Origin of the sequence: Stenotrophomonas cyclobalanopsidis, assembly GCF_008710035.1 — a bacterium.
GTDB classification, from domain to species: Bacteria; Pseudomonadota; Gammaproteobacteria; order Xanthomonadales; family Xanthomonadaceae; genus Stenotrophomonas; species Stenotrophomonas cyclobalanopsidis.
On record NZ_VYKI01000041.1, the window covers coordinates 12,028 to 28,636 of the forward strand.

At 67.6% G+C, this 16,609-nt stretch carries 15 protein-coding genes; 5 read left to right on the top strand and 10 right to left on the bottom strand.

Annotated elements, in window-relative coordinates; genetic code table 11:
* Window positions 1-114 precede the first annotated feature (114 nt).
* The 3 genes from gorA to FJU31_RS18465 form a co-directional block, all read right to left on the bottom strand.
* A complete protein-coding gene (gene gorA / locus FJU31_RS18455; protein WP_150456034.1) occupies window positions 115-1,473 on the bottom strand; it encodes a glutathione-disulfide reductase in 1,359 nt (452 codons plus the stop codon).
* A 159-nt stretch (window positions 1,474-1,632) separates the two neighbouring features.
* Complete coding sequence (locus FJU31_RS18460) at window positions 1,633-2,877, bottom strand: DUF418 domain-containing protein (RefSeq protein ID WP_150456035.1); 1,245 nt, start codon at window positions 2,875-2,877, stop codon at window positions 1,633-1,635.
* 99 nt (window positions 2,878-2,976) lie between these two features.
* Entirely contained in the window at window positions 2,977-3,459 is a 483-nt protein-coding gene (locus FJU31_RS18465; protein WP_150456036.1) for an FKBP-type peptidyl-prolyl cis-trans isomerase, read from the bottom strand.
* Between the two features lie 111 nt (window positions 3,460-3,570).
* Here FJU31_RS18465 and FJU31_RS18470 point away from each other — a divergent pair, with 111 nt between their 5' ends.
* From FJU31_RS18470 to FJU31_RS18480, 3 genes are all read left to right on the top strand, one after another.
* Window positions 3,571-4,110, top strand: coding sequence for a C40 family peptidase (locus tag FJU31_RS18470; protein WP_150456037.1), 540 nt, complete (start codon window positions 3,571-3,573; stop codon window positions 4,108-4,110).
* A 132-nt stretch (window positions 4,111-4,242) separates the two neighbouring features.
* Entirely contained in the window at window positions 4,243-4,986 is a 744-nt protein-coding gene (locus FJU31_RS18475; RefSeq protein ID WP_150456038.1) for a C40 family peptidase, read from the top strand.
* A 240-nt stretch (window positions 4,987-5,226) separates the two neighbouring features.
* Entirely contained in the window at window positions 5,227-6,579 is a 1,353-nt protein-coding gene (locus FJU31_RS18480) for a sigma-54 interaction domain-containing protein (protein ID WP_150456039.1), read from the top strand.
* Between the two features lie 127 nt (window positions 6,580-6,706).
* Here the strand turns inward: FJU31_RS18480 and FJU31_RS18485 are convergent, their stop codons facing one another.
* The 7 genes from FJU31_RS18485 to FJU31_RS18515 form a co-directional block, all read right to left on the bottom strand.
* Window positions 6,707-8,005 carry a transporter gene (locus FJU31_RS18485; protein ID WP_150456040.1) on the bottom strand — a complete coding sequence of 433 codons (1,299 nt, stop codon included), beginning with the start codon at window positions 8,003-8,005 and terminating at the stop codon, window positions 6,707-6,709.
* A gap of 45 nt (window positions 8,006-8,050) precedes the next feature.
* On the bottom strand, window positions 8,051-8,800 hold the full coding sequence (locus tag FJU31_RS18490) for a hypothetical protein (protein WP_150456041.1): 750 nt from the start codon (window positions 8,798-8,800) through the stop codon (window positions 8,051-8,053).
* Window positions 8,801-8,813: 13 nt separating this feature from the next.
* The gene (locus FJU31_RS18495) at window positions 8,814-9,518 is read right to left on the bottom strand and encodes a C39 family peptidase (RefSeq protein WP_150456042.1); all 705 of its coding nucleotides are present in this window, start codon (window positions 9,516-9,518) and stop codon (window positions 8,814-8,816) included.
* Window positions 9,519-9,657: 139 nt separating this feature from the next.
* The gene (locus FJU31_RS18500) at window positions 9,658-11,034 is read right to left on the bottom strand and encodes an adhesin (RefSeq protein WP_150456043.1); all 1,377 of its coding nucleotides are present in this window, start codon (window positions 11,032-11,034) and stop codon (window positions 9,658-9,660) included.
* A 45-nt stretch (window positions 11,035-11,079) separates the two neighbouring features.
* Window positions 11,080-11,703: a hypothetical protein gene (locus FJU31_RS18505; RefSeq protein ID WP_150456044.1), complete on the bottom strand. Its 624-nt coding sequence runs from the start codon at window positions 11,701-11,703 to the stop codon at window positions 11,080-11,082.
* Window positions 11,700-12,239: a hypothetical protein gene (locus tag FJU31_RS18510; protein ID WP_150456045.1), complete on the bottom strand. Its 540-nt coding sequence runs from the start codon at window positions 12,237-12,239 to the stop codon at window positions 11,700-11,702. Before FJU31_RS18510 ends, FJU31_RS18505 begins: the two co-directional genes overlap by 4 nt.
* 232 nt (window positions 12,240-12,471) lie before the next feature.
* A complete protein-coding gene (locus FJU31_RS18515; RefSeq protein WP_150456046.1) occupies window positions 12,472-13,806 on the bottom strand; it encodes a dicarboxylate/amino acid:cation symporter in 1,335 nt (444 codons plus the stop codon).
* A 157-nt stretch (window positions 13,807-13,963) separates the two neighbouring features.
* Here FJU31_RS18515 and FJU31_RS18520 point away from each other — a divergent pair, with 157 nt between their 5' ends.
* Window positions 13,964-15,664 (top strand): alkaline phosphatase, encoded by a 1,701-nt coding sequence (locus FJU31_RS18520; protein WP_150456047.1) that lies wholly within the window; start codon window positions 13,964-13,966, stop codon window positions 15,662-15,664.
* On the top strand, window positions 15,661-16,206 hold the full coding sequence (locus FJU31_RS18525; RefSeq protein ID WP_150456048.1) for a WG repeat-containing protein: 546 nt from the start codon (window positions 15,661-15,663) through the stop codon (window positions 16,204-16,206). The genes FJU31_RS18520 and FJU31_RS18525 overlap by 4 nt, the downstream gene beginning before the upstream one ends.
* Window positions 16,207-16,609: the final 403 nt, after the last annotated feature.

The following is a 16,609-nucleotide window of genomic DNA, read 5'->3' on the forward strand; positions in this document are numbered from 1 at the left end:
CGCGCATTGTCGCATGTGGGCGCCCGACGCCCTGTAGAGCCGAGCCCACGCTCGGCTCCGCGGTTCCAGGGCGGAGAGAGCCGAGCATGGGCTCGGCGCTACAACAACCGCGGGTCAGCGCATCAGCACCACTTCCTCGGCCGAGGTCGGATGGATGGCCACGGTATCGTCGAACTGGGCCTTGGTCGCACCCATCTTCACCGCCACCGCGAAGCCCTGCAGGATCTCATCGGCTGCTTCGCCGAGCAGGTGGATGCCGACCACACGCTGCTCCGCACCGGCACAGACCATCTTGAACAGGCTGCGCTGGGTGCCGTTGGCCAGGGCCTGCAGCACCGGCCGGAACCGGCTGTGGTAGACCGTCACCTGGTCGAAGCAGGCGCGTGCTTCTTCCTCGCTCATCCCCACCGCGCCCAGCGGCGGGTGCGAGAACACCACGCTGGCCACGTTGCTGTAATCCATCTTCGCTTCAGGGCGGCCGCCGAACAGGCGGTCCATCAGGCGCCGTGCCGCCGCCACCGCGACCGGGGTCAGACCGACCTTGCCGGCAATATCACCCACCGCATGCACGCTGGGCACCGCCGTGGTCTGCCACTCATCCACCTCCACCTGCTGGTGTTCGCCGATGCCGATGCCCTGCGCCTCCAGGCCGAGGTCGCGGCTGTTGCCACGGCGGCCGGTGGCGAAGAACACTGCATCGAACACGCTGCCCAGCGGGCCGTCATGGCCGAACGCGCGCACGCGCTCACCGTCGCGCTGCAGTTCGCGCAGGCGGTAATCGAAATGGATGCGCACGCCCTGCTGTTTCAGGTTCTCGGCCAGCTGGTCGGTCAGCTCGTAGTCGAAGCGCTCCAGCAGCCGGTTGCCGCGCACCAGCAGGCTGACCTTGCTGCCCAGCGCCTGCAGCAGGCCGGCCAGTTCCACCGCGATGTAGCCACCGCCGATGATCGCCACTTCGGCCGGCGCACTGCGCAGGTCAAAGAAATCATCGGAGACCAGGCCCAGCTCCGCGCCGGGAATGTCCGGGCGCTGCGGGTGCGCCCCGGTGGCGATGAGGATGTGTCCGGCGCTGTAGTGCACGCCGTCGCTGCAGGCCACGGTATGCGCGTCGACCAGGTGGCCGCGCGCGGGGATGCGCACCACGCCGGTTTCGTCCAGGCGCTTGGTGTAGCTGGTATGGATGTTGGTGATGTAGGCCTGGCGATGGATCACCAGCTCCTTCCACGACAGCGCCGGGCGTGCCGGCACATCGAAGCCCATCGCACTGGCCAGGCTGATGCGTTCGTGCAGGTCGGCCGCCAGCCACATCGCCTTTTTCGGCACGCAGCCGACGTTGACGCAGGTACCGCCGAGCGCGCCGGGTTCCAGCAGCGCCACGCGCTTGCCGTGCTGGGCCGCGCGGATGGCGCCGGCCAGGCCGGCGGAGCCGCCGCCCAGGACGATCAGGTCGTAGTCAAAGGATGCAGTGCTCATTGGAATCGCTCGAAGAAAAGAACAGTCGTGGATCCACGCGATGCGTGGAGGCCGCCGCCGTCGTGAAGTAGATCCATGCCATGCGTGGATGGCACCAATCGCTGCAAGCGAGCATGCCACTGCCAATATGCAGCGCAGCGTGAGCAGGCCTGACCGGCATCATCCCTGCCCGCGCCCGCGGCGCATCGGCGGCCATTGACGGTAGGTCATCGCACGCCACAGCCATTCCATCGGGCCGAAGCGGAAGCGCCGCAACCACAGCTGTGAGATGCCCACCTGCAGCGCGAACAGCAGCAGTGCGAACACCAGCTGCCATGCGCGTGGCATCAGGTCGAACCAGCCCAGCCCGTAGTGGTTGAACAACCAGGTGCAGACCAGCGACTGCGCCAGGTAGTGGGTCAGCGCCATGCGCCCCGCCGGTGCCAGCCAGCCCAGCCGCGCGCGCCAGTGCACGATCCAGGCCAGGTAGCCCAGGCACATCGGCACCGCGCCGACCGACACCAGCGACATCACCGCGGTGGTTTCAAAGCTGTATTCGCCCGGTGCCAGGTACGGCTTCCACAGCACCCCACCCAGGGTGACCAGCAGGCCCAACGGCAGCGCGACCCAGCGCAGGCAGGCATACAGCCGCGGGAAGCGCTCCGGCTCGGTCAATGCACCACTGGCGGCGAACCAGCTGCCGATCAGGAACATGCCCAGCACTTCCGGCCCGGTGATCACCAGCGCGCCCAGCGAGCTGCCGAACTCCTGCAGGCGCTGCACGTTGCCCTGCATCCACGTGCCCTGCCCGTACACCAGGCGCTGCTGGTCGATGGCCTGCTGTGCGTCCGCCAGCATCTTCTGCAGGTCCTGCGGCGGCGAGATCGTCACCATCGCGCCGATCAGCAGCATCATCGACACGCCGGCCAGGTAGACCACGATGCCCATCCACGGCAACCAGCTGCGCGGCGCTTCGCGGCAGGCCAGCAGAGGCAGCGAGACCAGCGCGTACATCACCAGGATGTCGCCGGACCACACCAGCAGCGCATGGCACAGGCCGATCAGCGCCAGGCCGAGGCTGCGCCGCAGGTAGAACGGTGCGAATTCACGCCCAGCCGCCTGCGCGCGTTGCGCCATGACCGCAAAGCCGGCACCGAACAGCAGCGAGAACAGGGTGAAGAACTTGCCCTGCACGAAGATGTAGACGAAGGCGTCGGCCGCGTAATCCAGGCCGTGCCAGCGCGTGTCGATGCCGGTGAAGGCCAGGTCCAGCGGTCCGCTGAGGGCCTCGATGTTCATCAGCAGGATGCCCAGCAGGGCTACCCCGCGCAGCATGTCCAGCACTGCGATGCGTTCGCCGGAAGTCACCGGCTGCAGGGAAAGGGAAGCGGCGTTCACGGGGCATCCGGCAGGCAGGTCCGTCATTATGCCGCCGCCCCGCGCGCCATGGACGGCCGGGCCCTGTTGCAGAAACGCAACGACCCGCCGAAGCGGGCCGTTGCTGCCATCACGATCGCGCGGCGATCAGTGCTGGTGACCACCGTCGCCATGGACGTGGCCGTGGTCGATTTCTTCCTTGGCGGCTTCGCGCACTTCGACGATCTCGACGTCGAAATGCAGGTCCTTGCCGGCCATCGGGTGGTTCAGGTCGACGTCGACCACGCTCATGCCGACCTTCTGCACGGTGACCGCGCGCGGGCCGAAGTTGGTCTGCAGGACGACCTGCTGGCCCGGGACCAGCCTGGCGGTGCCGAAGTGCTTCTTCGGCACGCGCTGGGACAGGCCCTCGCGGCGCTCGCCGTAGGCATCGGCCGCCGAGACGTCGACGTCGAAGGTTGCGCCGGCTTCCTTGTCCATCATGGCGTTTTCCAGGCCCGGGATGATGTTGCCGTGGCCGATCAGGATCGACAGCGGCTCACCGCGGTCCTTGGACGATTCGATCGGCGCCTGGCCGACCTCGGAGACGGTGTAGTGGAAGCGGACAACGCGGTCTTTTTCGATCTTCATGCGCAACTCTGTCTGGATCTGCCGGAGGCAGGCGGGTTGGGGCGGGTTGTCGCCCGGCGGGGACGCCGCCATCATGACGGCCAATCCAAGGTGGCGCATTATCCGGAGAACATGCACAACACGCCAGTTTCGTCCGGCCTGCGCCGGATCTTCGCGCCCGCCCTGCTGCTGGCCCTGCCCCTGCTGCTGGCCGCCTGCGGTGGCGGCAAGGCCGTCCGCCCCGCCACGCCGCCGCCCACGGCGCACTGGCCGGCCACAGCGCCGGACAATCCCGAGGCCGCCAATTCGGTGCTGATGCGCGCCATCAGCCTGGTCGGCACGCCCTACCGCTATGGCGGCAACACGCCCGATTCGGGCTTCGACTGCAGCGGCCTGGTGACCTACGTGTACCGCGAGATGGTCGACCTGAAGCTGCCGCGCACCTCACGCGACCTGGCCGCCGTGCAGGGACCGAAGATCGACCCGCAGCGCTTGGCCACCGGCGACCTGGTGTTCTTCGGCAGCCGCGGCAACGTCACCCATGTCGGCATCTACGTGGGCGAAGGCCGGTTCGTGCACGCGCCGAGCACCGGCGGCACCGTCCGCCTGGATTCGCTCAGTGGCGCCTACTGGAAAGACCACTACACAGGAGCGAAACGCGTTCTTCGCTAAAATGAACAGGCGATATGTTCAGGATTGCGACGCACGTCACATTGTGAATAACGGTTTTTTAACGGAATTTTTAACTTATTGACGCTTTTACAGGGCATGATGCCCCCATCGTTTTTTTCCTGTGACCGACGCGTGACGACTGACGACCTGCAGGGCCATGGCCAGACCGCCGCTTCTTCACATAGTGTCCGCCCACTTTTCCTGGGCTTGGCGCTGTTCCTGACCAGCCTCCCGGCCTGGTCGCAGAGTGCCCCCGTAAAGACCGATCCGACCCCGGCCGCCAAGGCCGACGCTGCCGCTCCCCAGCGCAGCCGTGCCGATGCCGCCGCCAGCGCAACCCTGGCCGCCCTGCTGCCGCATCTGGCCGCCAATGACACCATTCCGCTGATGGACCGCTCGGCGATGGTCGCCGGCGACCTCAGCCGCCTGCTTGCCAACTACGACACCAGCAGCGCCGCCAACGGCAGCGTCGTCGGCACCGAGGCCGACAACGGCAAGGTGCAGTCCCTGCTGCGCCGCGCGATGACCCTGCTGGGCACCCCGTACCGTTGGGGTGGCAGCAACCCGGACAGCGGCTTCGACTGCAGCGGCCTGGTCGGCTACGTGTTCCGCTCGGCGCTGGGCATCGAGCTGCCGCGCGTCTCACGCGAAATGGCCCATGACAACAATGCCGAACTGATCAACGACCGCGCCGCGCTGGCCGCGGGCGACCTGGTCTTCTTCGGCCGCAAGGGTCGCGTCGACCATGTCGGCATCTATGTCGGCGAAGGCCGCTTCCTGCATGCACCGAGCACCGGCAAGGACGTCCGTGTCGACACCCTGCTCAGCGGCTACTGGGGCAACAAGTTCATGCAGGCCCGCCGCGTCGACCTCTGACCCGGACGCCCCGCACCCGCACTGGAAGCCGCTGCCCTGCAGCGGCTTTTTTGTTGTCCGCCTCCCCTGAAGTGCAGATGCGTGGCCGCTGGCCGCCGCTGCCTGCGTTGGTCACTGATGTCACGGCGGGATACATGCCGCGGCCGGCCGCTGGATGTGGCCATGGCATCCCGGCGTGGGGCGGCACGCGCGATGCCCGGTCTGACACCGCCCGCGTTGCCCGGATGCTTGGGGGAAGGCATGGCGGCAAGCCTGCAGGTTCCATCACGCTGTGTGATCTGGTTCGGCCAGCCAGTGGCGAGCGAGCGCGACGCGCTGGCGGCGGCCGGCTGGCAGCTGCGCTGCGTCAGTCCCTCGCCGGCCATGGCTGTGGGCCTGCGCGGCCGCGACCATCTGGTGGCCGTGCTGGACCTGCGCCACCTGCACGCACAGGCGCTGCAGCCCATGCTGCCGTGGGTCGAGCAGCACCACCACCTGCCCTGGCTGGCCGTACTGCCGGGCGGCGTGGATGCCCCACCGCCCAGCTGGGCACCGCTGCTGCGCGCCTGCCACGACCAGTTCACCCTGCCCCGCGAGCTGCAGGACCTGCTGACCGCGATGCAGCGCGAATGCGGCGAGGATGATCCCCCCGCAGCGGCGATACGCGACGGCGGCGGCCTGCCCGCGCTGATCGGCGACAGCCCGGCCCTGCTGGCCGTGCGCGCGTCCCTGCACAAGTTCGCCCCGGTCGAGCTGCCGGTGCTGGTCACCGGTGAAACCGGCACCGGCAAGGAGCTGGCGGCGCAGGCCCTGCACGCCCTGTCCGGGCGCGCCGGCCGGTCCTTCCTCGCAGTCAATTGCGGGGCCATCCCGGCCAGCCTGGTGCAGTCGGAGCTGTTCGGCCACGAGCGCGGCGCCTTCACCGGGGCCGCGCAGCGTCGGGTGGGCCTGTTTGAAACCGCCGACGGCGGCACGGTGTTCCTGGACGAGGTGGGCGACCTGCCTGCCGACGCCCAGACCAGCCTGCTGCGCGTGCTGCAGGAAGGCACCCTGGAGCGGGTCGGCAGCAACCAGCCGCTGCGGGTGGATGTGCGCGTGCTGGCGGCCACCCATGTCGACCTCGAGCAGGCCGTGGCCCAAGGGCGGTTCCGCCGTGACCTGTACTACCGCCTCAACGTGCTGCGGCTGCCGATGCCGGCGCTGCGCGACCGTGGCAACGACGTGCTGCTGCTGGCCGAGCATTTCCTGCGCAGCTTCCGCAGCCGGCATCCGGGCCGCGCGCGCGGCTTCGATCCCGGCGCGCGCCTGGCGATGCGCCACTTCGACTGGCCAGGCAACGTGCGCGAACTGTTGAACCGGGTGCAGCGCGCGGCGATCGTCAGCGAACACGAACTGATCAGCGCCAGCGACCTGGACATGGCCGACGCCGAGACCCCGGCCCCGCGCGCGGTGCTGCAGGATGCCCGCGGCCAGGTCGAGCGCGATGTGCTGCTGCGGACGCTGAAGATGCATGGCTACAACGTATCGGCCTGCGCGCGGCACATGCAGGTGTCGCGGGTGACGGTGTACCGGTTGTGCCGTAAGCACTCCCTGGAGCTGCCGCCGAAGCGGTAGTGCCTGACGCTGCCCGGCAGAAAGTCAGCCGAGCATGGCTCGGCTCTACTGGGAGCGTGAGCGCCGCTGCGAAAAAAAGAACGCCGGGCGAGGCCCGGCGTTGCCGATGCAGGATCACCGCAATCAGCTACAACATGTACGGCACCTTGAACGACAGCGTGAAGTCCGGTGCATCCGGGGTCAGGCCGATGCCCAGCAGGGTCACCATCGTCGCGTGCTGGTTCAGCGCATAGGTCACGCCGAGGTTCAACGACGCCGCGTTGGCATCGCTGCCGATCACCTTCACCCATTGCCCGCCCTGGAAACGCGTCGACGCGCGTGCACTGATCTTGTCGCTGAAGGAAATGCTCAGGCTGGTGCGTTCGTTGAAGGCGAAGGCCACGCCGGCACCGAAGTACACCGACCCGCCCAGCTTCACATCGCCGGGGTTCACGGTGTCCGGGTTGCTGTCGATATCGTCGAAGCCACGCGGGAAGGAATGGATGTAGCCGGCGTTGGCGAACAGGATGGCCGGATCGGCGGTCTTCACCATCGACACGCCCAGGTTGGCCTGCCAGACGCCGTTGCCGGTCGGCTGTTCGCGCGGCACCGCGAAGCGGATGTAGTCATCGTCATCGCGCTCGATCACCTTCCAGTCCAGGCCATAGGGCGCGCGGCCGGTGGGTGCGGTGACGCCGCCGGTCAGCACCGTTTCCGGGCGCCAGCCGCGCTCGCCGAACAGGCGGTAGTTGGCGCTTGCGCTGATATCGCCCAGGCCGTTGCCGTTGGTCTCTTCCTGCGCGATGGCCGCCGCCGCACCACCCGCACCGCCCTTCTGGTACACGGTGCGCCGTGCCAGGTAGGGCACGTCCATGTTCAACGTCAGGTTCGGGCTGACACCCCAGCGCGCGGCCAGGTTGTAGGTCAGCGAATCGGACTCGACGTTCTCGATGGCGATGTTGCCGAGGAAGATCGCATCCAGCGCCAGGAAGCCGTTGAGGGATAGCTGCTTGCGGTCATAGCGCGCGTAGGTGAGGCTGTTCTCAATAGTGAACCTGCGCGAGAACAGCGCCGCCTGCTGCTGTTTCACGTCATCCACGCTGCGCCGCGCCTCCTGCTTGGCCTGCTGGGCCTCGGCCGCGGTGCTGGCATAGCCTTCGCTGCTCGGCGAAACGGCGGCCGCCGCCGCAGGCGCAAGGGGCGCCGCCGCCGGTGTCGTAGCGCCGCCGGCCCGTCCCCTCAGGCGCGCCTGCATGGCCTGCACCTGCATGTCCAGCTCGCGCAGGCGGCGCACTTCCTGTGCGTAGTTGGCCTTGAGCTGTTCCAGCTGGGAAATCAGTGCCTGTACGTCGGCACCGTCCTTGGCCTCCGCCGCCGGTTCCTGGGCGAAGGCATTGGCCGCCAGCGCCGCCAGCGCCAGCGGGGTAAGCCGCAAATAAGTGTGCATGTCGTTGGCCTGCGTTGTCCGTCCATCCCCCTTGACCGGGCCGTGTTACTGGCCCGGGCCCATGCCGCGGTTCAGCGCGATCGCTTGGGCCACGCTCTGGCTCAACGGCTGGTTGCTGGCCACGGTGCTGCGTACCAGCTCAAGCTGCAGCCGGTTGCTTGCCACTTGCCCATCACCGGACAGGGCGATGCCCTGGCCGACGCTGCCATTGCGGATCCACTGCTGGACCAGGCCCTGGCCGTCGATCTGCAGCATCAGGCGCGCCTGGTTGCCATCGAGCAACGCCGTAGCACTGGTCCCGCCCTGCTGCATCTGGGCGATGCGATTGCCATCGTCGCTGGTGGTCGGCACCGCGCCATCACGCACGGTCAAGGTGGTCACGTTGCGCGCGGTGTTGCCATCGCCGGCCACCTGCACCGCCTGCACCAGGCCCGTGGCGTTGGCCAGGCCGCTGCTGTCGATGCTGCGTCCGTCCGGGTTGGGCATCGGGGCATCGGCGTTGGTGACCTGCACGTGCGGCTGGAACGTCAGCCGCGGCGTGCCGCCCTGGCGGAAGTCCATGCCCAGGGTCAGCGCGCCCTGCACGCTGCTGCCGTTGGCACCCTGCCATTGCGAAATCATCGTCACCCCGAACCAGGCCACGTTGTTGCCGCCCACGGTGTAGCGGCCACGCATCAGGTTCAGTTCGGGATCGGGTATTTCCTTCAGGCCGCGCCCTGGTGCGCCTTCAGCAGCCCGGGCGGGCAGCACCGGCAACAGCAGCAGCGTGGCGATCAACAAACGTTGGCACAGCATGATCGGGCCTCCTTCAGAACAGGTCGGCATGGCTGAAGCCGAAATCGACCAGTTCGGCATCGGTGATCGGGCCCTGCCGCGCGTACAACGCACGCGCACTGGGCCGCTCGCTGGGTTGCAGAAGAACCGTGTTGCGATCGAAGTCGCTGCCGATCACGACGAAAACAGCGCGCGACGACCACGCTTCGTTGAATTCGGCCAGGGACAGGCTGCGGTTGCCGAGGATGGGGTCGGCCACCTCGACGACGCCGCCACGGACCTGCTTGAGCACTACGAAGTGGCGGAACCCGCGTACATCCATCAGCACCAGGCCGGGCACGCGCAGGTTGCGCAGCCGGCTTTCATCGATGCGGTAGCCACGCCCACGCATGCCGAGCGATTCGACATAGTGCTTGATGTCCAGCAGCGAGAAACCGCGTTCCTTCACCAGCTGCGGATCGGACACGCCCATCATCCCTTCGATCACCGTCGCCTCCGTGGTGTCCAGGTGGTAGGCGTAGCGCAGGATGGTGGCCAGTGCGGCCGCGCCACAGCTGTAATCGGTGTGTTGCCGCAACAGGTTGCGGTAGCGCCGCTCCTGCATGCTCTCCACCTTCTGCTGCATCAGCGCGCCGTTGGGCAGTACGCCGGTGAACGTGACGTCGCCCGCCCATGCGTGGGCGCTGCCCAGCAACAGCAGGCAGGACAGCAGGCGGATCCAGCAGCGGTGTGCGGCCATGGTGCCCTCCAGAAGAAGGAAGGAGCCCCTGCCCCAAGGGGGAGGAGGAGCAGGGGCTCCCGGGGGACCCGACCATTGGCGGATGGCCGGGCTTGTTGCACTCAACGCAGCTTCGCTGCGAAAGCGGTCACGCCAGGTGTTACTCGCCGCCGCCGGTGCCGCCACCGGTGCTCGGCTGGGCCACGGCCAGGGCCAGGCTGTTGGCCTGCAGGTTGCCGGTGCCCGAGGCGACGTTCACGCCGACGTTGCCGGAGGCGCCCGAGAACGCACTGCCCGACAGCGCCGCGGTGTTGGTCGCATTCACGTTCACCCAGCGGGTGGTCGTGACGGTACCGCTCAGGCTGGCGTACAGGTCGGCGATGCCCAGCTCGACGAACTGGCTGGTGCCGCTTTCACGGGTATCGAAGCCCAGGCCACCGACGCCCGGACGGCCCGGGTTCGGCGTCGCGTTCTGGATCTCGTTGTCCAGATCGATGTGGCCGGTCGCGTTGCCACCCGGGTGCGGCAGGTCGCCACTCCAGGTATCGAGATAGTAGTTGGCCATCTGGTAGGCATTGCCACGGCCGCTGTAGGTGCCGGCGCCATAGGCCAGGGTCAGGCCGCTGACACCGCCGCTCATGCCGACCTGCACCGTATCGGTGTAGGACTGCACGAAGCCGGCATTGCTCACGGCATTGCCGCTGGACACCTGGTTGGAGCTGATGCTGGACTGGGCCATCGCGCTGGTGGCCACCGACGCAGCGAGCGCATTCTTCTGCTCGTTGTTGTTGCCCGACGCGATGTTCACGCCGATGTTGCCGGACGCGCCGCCGAAGGCATTGCCACCGAGGCCGGCAGCGTTGGTGACGCCGGCGTTCATGGTGGTGTTGCCCATGCCGGACTGGTTGACGAACACTTCGGCGTCGGCCATGCCGAAGCTGAAGGACGCGTCAGCGGCGGACAGCGAAGCCGCATTGTCCTGCGCGTTGTTGTCACCGGCCACGACGTTGAAGCCGAGGTTGCCCGAGGCACCCGAGCCGACGTCATCGGCGATCGAGGCGCTGTTGGTGACCAGGCTGTTGGACGCGGCGTTGTGGCTGATCGACTGGCGGTTGTCGATGACTGCGATGGCGGCCGAATCCAGGTCGATGTCACCGGTGATAATCGGATCGCCGGAGAAGTTCACGTCGCTGCTCAGGCGCAGGTCCTTCTCCAGGTTCACATCGACGCCGTGGTTGTTCTTTTCCTTGCGCTCATCGACCTGGATGTTGCTGTTCTTCTGCACCTGCTCGTTGACCGAACGGTTGCGGGTCACGCTCGAGCTGTCGGTGTTGTTGCGCACCGTGGTGTTGGTACGGGTCCAGTTGCGGACCTCGTTGTCGGTGTGGTTGTGGGTGTCGTTACGGGTTTCGGTCACGACATGGTTGTGGTTGATGTTCGCGTTGGCGTTCTGGTTGTCCCAGCCATTGGCCGCGGCGGCGGTCGAGGCAGAAGCAATTGCCATGGCGAGCACAGATTTCTTGAAAGTCGCGTTCATGGTGTCCTCTCTCTCATCAGTGATACATCGGGTGGTGGGTACTGCTCACGGGTTGCCCTGGACGACCATGCCAAGCACGTTGGCCGTGTCATTGCGGGCTCCCGCGATCTGATTGAGTTGCAGGACACCGTCGAAGCCCCGCAGTGCCGAGGCGGAAATCCCGACGTTGCGGATATCCGCCGCAACACCGTCGCCGGTGTCGCCCTGCTCCCCTGTTGACGCGATGTCCGACGCCGCCAAAGCCGCGTCGTCGGTCTCGCGTATCCCTTGCCGGGCCCGCGTCGCGCTGACGACGTTGAGCGTCGTGTTGGCGATGCCACTGGCCTGGTTGATCGATGCGATGCCACTGGCGCCGTTCAGCGCCTGGCCTTCGATATGTGCGCTGGCCTGCAGCGGCCCCGACAGCACCACGTCGGCATGGTGCTGCTGGCGGGCGGCGATGGCGACGTTGGCCTGGTCGCCGGTGGCCATGCCCTGCAGGTTGGCCTGGATGTTCAAGTCGCCGCTGGCCTGGTTGACCATGATGGCGCCGCTGGCACCGACCAGCGCGCGGTCGCCGATGCGGGCCACGTCCAGGTAAGACAGCATGCCGCTGTAATCATCGGCCCAGGCCAGTGCGGGCGCAGCCGCCAGCACCAGCAGCAGCGCGCCACGCGCCGCGCGATTCACTTGCCACCTCCCTGCGGTGCCGCGCCCAGCGGGAACTGCGCCAGCGCGCCGCGCACGGTATCGCCGATGCCGCGGGTGGTGTTGCCGACGGCGCCGAGCGGGCCGCTCATCGCACCGCCCAGGCTGTTGCCGCCGAGCGCGCCGTCACTGGAACGGCCCAGCGTGCCGCCAAGGGCCTGGTGGGTCACCCGTTCCACGGTGGTGCCGCCCGGCGCGGCCATGCGGCCAGTCTGCCCCGCCCCGAGCCCGGCATAGTCGTCATCGCTCAGTTCATCCATGCCGCTGGAGCCGCCGCCGCTGCCGAGTGCGGTGGCGATCTCATGCTGTGGTTTGGGATCGGCGATCAACGCCATGCCGGGCGGCGCCATGCGATAGGCTGGACGTGCGGCCACATCGCGCAGCAGGACGATCTCGCCCGGCTGCGCCTTCACACCCTGGCGTGCACCGGAGGCGGCGGCCGCCAGCGGGCAGGACAGGGCCAGCAGCAGCGCCAGCTGCCGGACCGAGGAACCGAGATGGGTGGTGCTGCTGACCATGCCGCTCTCCCGTTGCGTATGCGCAGGGACAGAGCAGCTTCCGTGCCAACTTCCAAACCGCTTGGCAGCAAGCGGTTCAACCAGTCGAGGGGGCGGCGCGTTGCCAGCAGGGTGTTACAGCGGCGTTCGGATTTCGTTTGCCTTAACGTGCAGGAAACAACGCTGCGCAAGGCTTGGCAGGGGCTGTATCAGCAGTGTTACAGGTGCGGATACAGCCCGTTGCAGTGCCGCTTCAGCTACGCGGCGGGGTCGGGTCAGGGTCGTCCAGGCCGACGTTGGTCGACGGGTTGTCGTACACCGACTGGTCGAGCAAGCCGGTTTCCTTGGCCACCAGCACCGGCACCAGCATCTGGCCCGTCACGTTGGTCATGGTGCGCATCATGTCGAGGATGCGGTCGATCGCGTACAGGTAACCGATGGTTTCCAGCGGCAGGTTGGCCGCACTCAGCACCACGGTGGCCATGATGACCGCCGTGCCCGGCACGCCGGCCGTGCCGAAGCTGCCCAGCACCGATGCGATCAGCACCACCACGTACTGCTCCGGCGACAGCGGCACGCCGCTGTACTGGGCTATGAACACCGCGCACAGCGCAGGGTAGATCGCACCGCAGCCGTCCATCTTGATGCTCGCGCCCAGCGGCACGGCGAACGAGCCGTAGTCCTTGTTGACGCCCAGGTTGTGGGTGATCGAACGCAGCGCCACCGGCATCGCGGCGAAGCTGGACGAGCTGACGAACGCCACCTGCATGCCCGGCGCGGCACCGCGGAAGAACTTCAGCGGATTCAGTCCGTGCGAGAGCAGCAGGGCGCTGTAGACCACGATGATGTGCAGCGCGCAGGCCACGTACAGGGCCAGCACGAAATGGCCCAGCGGCAGCAGCTTCTCGAAGCCGTAGCTGCCGACCAGGCCGGCGATCAGGCCGAACGTACCGATCGGGGTGACTTCCAGCACGAAGCGGGTCACCTGGATCATGATGTCGCTCATCTGGCCGACCAGCTTGCGCGCCTCGGTCACCTTCTCGCCCAGCTTGACGATGGCGAAACCGACCAGGCCGGCGAAGAAGATCACCGGCAGGATCGAACCACGGCCGGCAGCCAGCACGGTCTCGCCCGCGGCGTTGACCTTGGTGCCGATGCCCGACAGCGCGTAGAACACGTTGGACGGCACCACGTCCAGCAACACCTGCACCACGCTGGGCACTTCGCGCGGCACGTAGTTGTTGGCCATCGACAGCTGCAGGCCACCGGCGCCGGGCTGCAGCACCGTACCCACGCCCAGGCCCACGCACACCGCCAGCGCGGCGGTGATGACGAACCACAGGAACGTGCGGCCACTGAGCGCGGCGATCGATTTCTGGCCGTGCAGCGAAGAGATGGCGTTGATGACCGCGAAGAACACCAGCGGCACCGCGATCATCTTGATGAGGGTGACGTACAGCTCGCCGAGCGGGCCGAACCACGTTTCAGCGGCCGGGCCAAGCGCCCAGCCCGCCAGCGCGCCGAGCACGAAGCCACCGACCACGCGCTGCCAGAATGGAATCCGCAGCCAGGCAGATACCAGTTTCATAGGCAATCCAGGGGGGAAGGAAGGAAGGGATGTTGGCACGATAGCCCAAGCGAGCAGGCGGTACGACCGCCCCACCGGCAAACAGTGTGTCATCGGCGTGCATTGCAGGGATGGGCATAATGAACGTCCCGTTACACTTTGTGAGATCCCAGCGTCCATGCGTCGTTCCCTGTTGGCCGCCTGTGCCACCACCCTGCTGCTGGGCGCCTGCGCCAGCACCACTCCCGCCTCCGCACCGGCCGGCCTGAAGGTCGCCGTTGATCCCGTCGCCCACCCGGCCGGCGAGACCCCGCAGTGGTGGTACCGCAGCGGCGCCGCCCAGGCGGCCGCCAATGGCGCGATGTCCGGCAAGGCGAAAAACGTCATCCTGTTCCTGGGTGACGGCATGAGCCTGACCACCGTCGCCGCCTCGCGCATCTACGAAGGCCAGCAGAAGGGCGGCTCGGGCGAAGAGAACCTGCTGTCCTGGGAGCGCTTCCCGGCCACGGCGTTCAGCAAGACGTACAACACCGATTCACAGACGCCGGACTCGGCCGGCACGATGACCGCCATCACCACCGGCGTGAAGACCCACATGGGTGCGATCGGCGTCAGCGCCGGCAGCCGCAGCGACTGCGCCGACAGCCTGTCCAAGGGCCTGCTGACCTGGCTGCAGCTGGCCGACAGCGCCGGCCTGGCGACGGGCATCGTCTCTACCGCACGCCTGACCCACGCCACCCCGGCCGCGACCTACGCGCACTCGCCCGACCGCAACTGGGAAAACGACACCGACCTGACCGACGCCGCCAAGGCCGCCGGCTGCAAGGACATCGCCCAGCAGCTGCTGTCGACCTCGCGTTATGGCCGTGGCCCGCTGGTCGCCCTCGGCGGTGGCCGTGGTGAATTCACCACCGTGGAAGAACGCGACCCCGAGTACGACGACAAGGTCGGCCAGCGCCTGGACGGGCGCAGCCTGGTGCAGGAATGGCAGCAGTCGCATCCGCAGGGTGCCTACGTCTGGAACAGCAGGCAGCTGGCGGCTGCGGCCACCGCGCCAGCCATCCTCGGCCTGTTCGAACCGGACCACATGCGTTACGAGTACGAGCGCCCGCAGGACCCGGCCGGTGAGCCGAGCCTGGCCGAGCTGACCGCCGCGGCGATCAAGAACCTCGCGCAGCACCAGGAAGGCTACGTTCTGATGATCGAAGGCGCGCGCATCGACCACGCCAACCACAGCGGCAACGCCTACCGCGCCCTGACCGAAACCGTCGCCCTGTCCGACGCGGTGCGCGTGGCCAACGAACTGACCTCGGCCGACGACACCCTGATCATCGTCACCGCCGACCACTCGCACACCCTCAACTTCGTCGGCTACCCGGCACGCGGCAACCCGATCCTGGGCAAGGTGAAGGACAAGGGCGGCGAAGATGGCGCCGGCAAGCTGGACTACGCGCTGGATGGCAACGGCCAGCCGTACACCACGCTGAGCTACGCCAACGGCCCGGGCCACACCGGCACCACCAACCAGCAGCCGGCCGGCCCGAAGGTCTACCCGCACAACCCGAGCAGCTTCGAACAGGCCAACGGCCGCCCGAACCTGCATGACGTGGACACCGAGCACCCGGACTACATGCAGGAAGCGCTGGTGCCGATGAAGTCCGAATCGCACGGTGGCGAAGACGTGGGCATCTGGGCACGTGGCCCGGGCAGCAAGGCCATCCGCGGCACCCTGGAACAGAACGCGATCTACCACATGATCGTGCAGGCCACCCCGGCCCTGCGCGAGCGCCTGTGCCAGGCCGGCACCTGCGACGACAAGGGCGTGCCGGTGCAGCTGCCGGCGCCGACCGCGTTCGAACGCAAGGGTGAGGCGCAGTGACAGCGCGGCCTTCGCGACCACTGCCTGCCGGCGGCCGCCTCGTGCGGTCGCTGGCGCTGTGCGGCCTGATGGCCAGCGGCGCGGCGCTGGCACAGGCACCGGACTGCAAGCTGCTGACCGATGAGCACGGCCTGCGGGCCCTGCCCGGCTGCGAGGTGGTCGGGCACACGCTGAAGATCAGTGCAGCGGCGCTGAAAGACCTGGATTACGACGACCACGGGCTGGCGGTGGTCTATGCCGACCAGGGCTTCCACTACGTGGACCGCACGGGCCGCAGCCTGCCGGTGCTGACCTGGGACAACGGCCCGGACACGCCGCAGGAAAGCCTGCTGCGCGGGCGCGTGGGCGATCGCGTGGGCTATTTCGACCTGCAGTTCCGCCAGGTGATTCCGGCGCTGTTCGATTTCGCGTGGCCGTTCAAGGATGGCGTGGCGGAGGTCTGCAACGGGTGCCGGCGTGGGACGCCGGATGGTGATGGGCATACGCCGATGGAAGGCGGCGAATGGTTCCGCATCGACCGCTCGGGCCGCCGGGTGAAGTAGGTTCTTCGGCAGGGCTGCGCCCTGCACCTGCTCAAGGCAACGTCAACGTCAAAGGCAACAGCGGGCTATCCGTGGGTTGGCGGGCTCACGCGGCTGATGGTGGGTGCCGACCGTTGGTCGGCACATCTGTCGGATATCGAATGAATTCATCCACGCATGGCGTGGATCTACTGGTAACGGCGGCTTTTGGTAGGTGTCGACCTTGGTCGACACATCTGTCAGACATCGATATCCAACCCCGTGCCGACCAACGGTCGGCACCCACCAAAGCAGAACGCCGTTCCGACAGCTCGCAGGAAACTGTCGAAGGCGGGGTGGGTCCGGTTGAGGGGGCGTGAGCCGCATGGATGCGGCGACCGAGCCTACATGGACGTATTTACGGCGTCCCCCTCAACCGGACCCA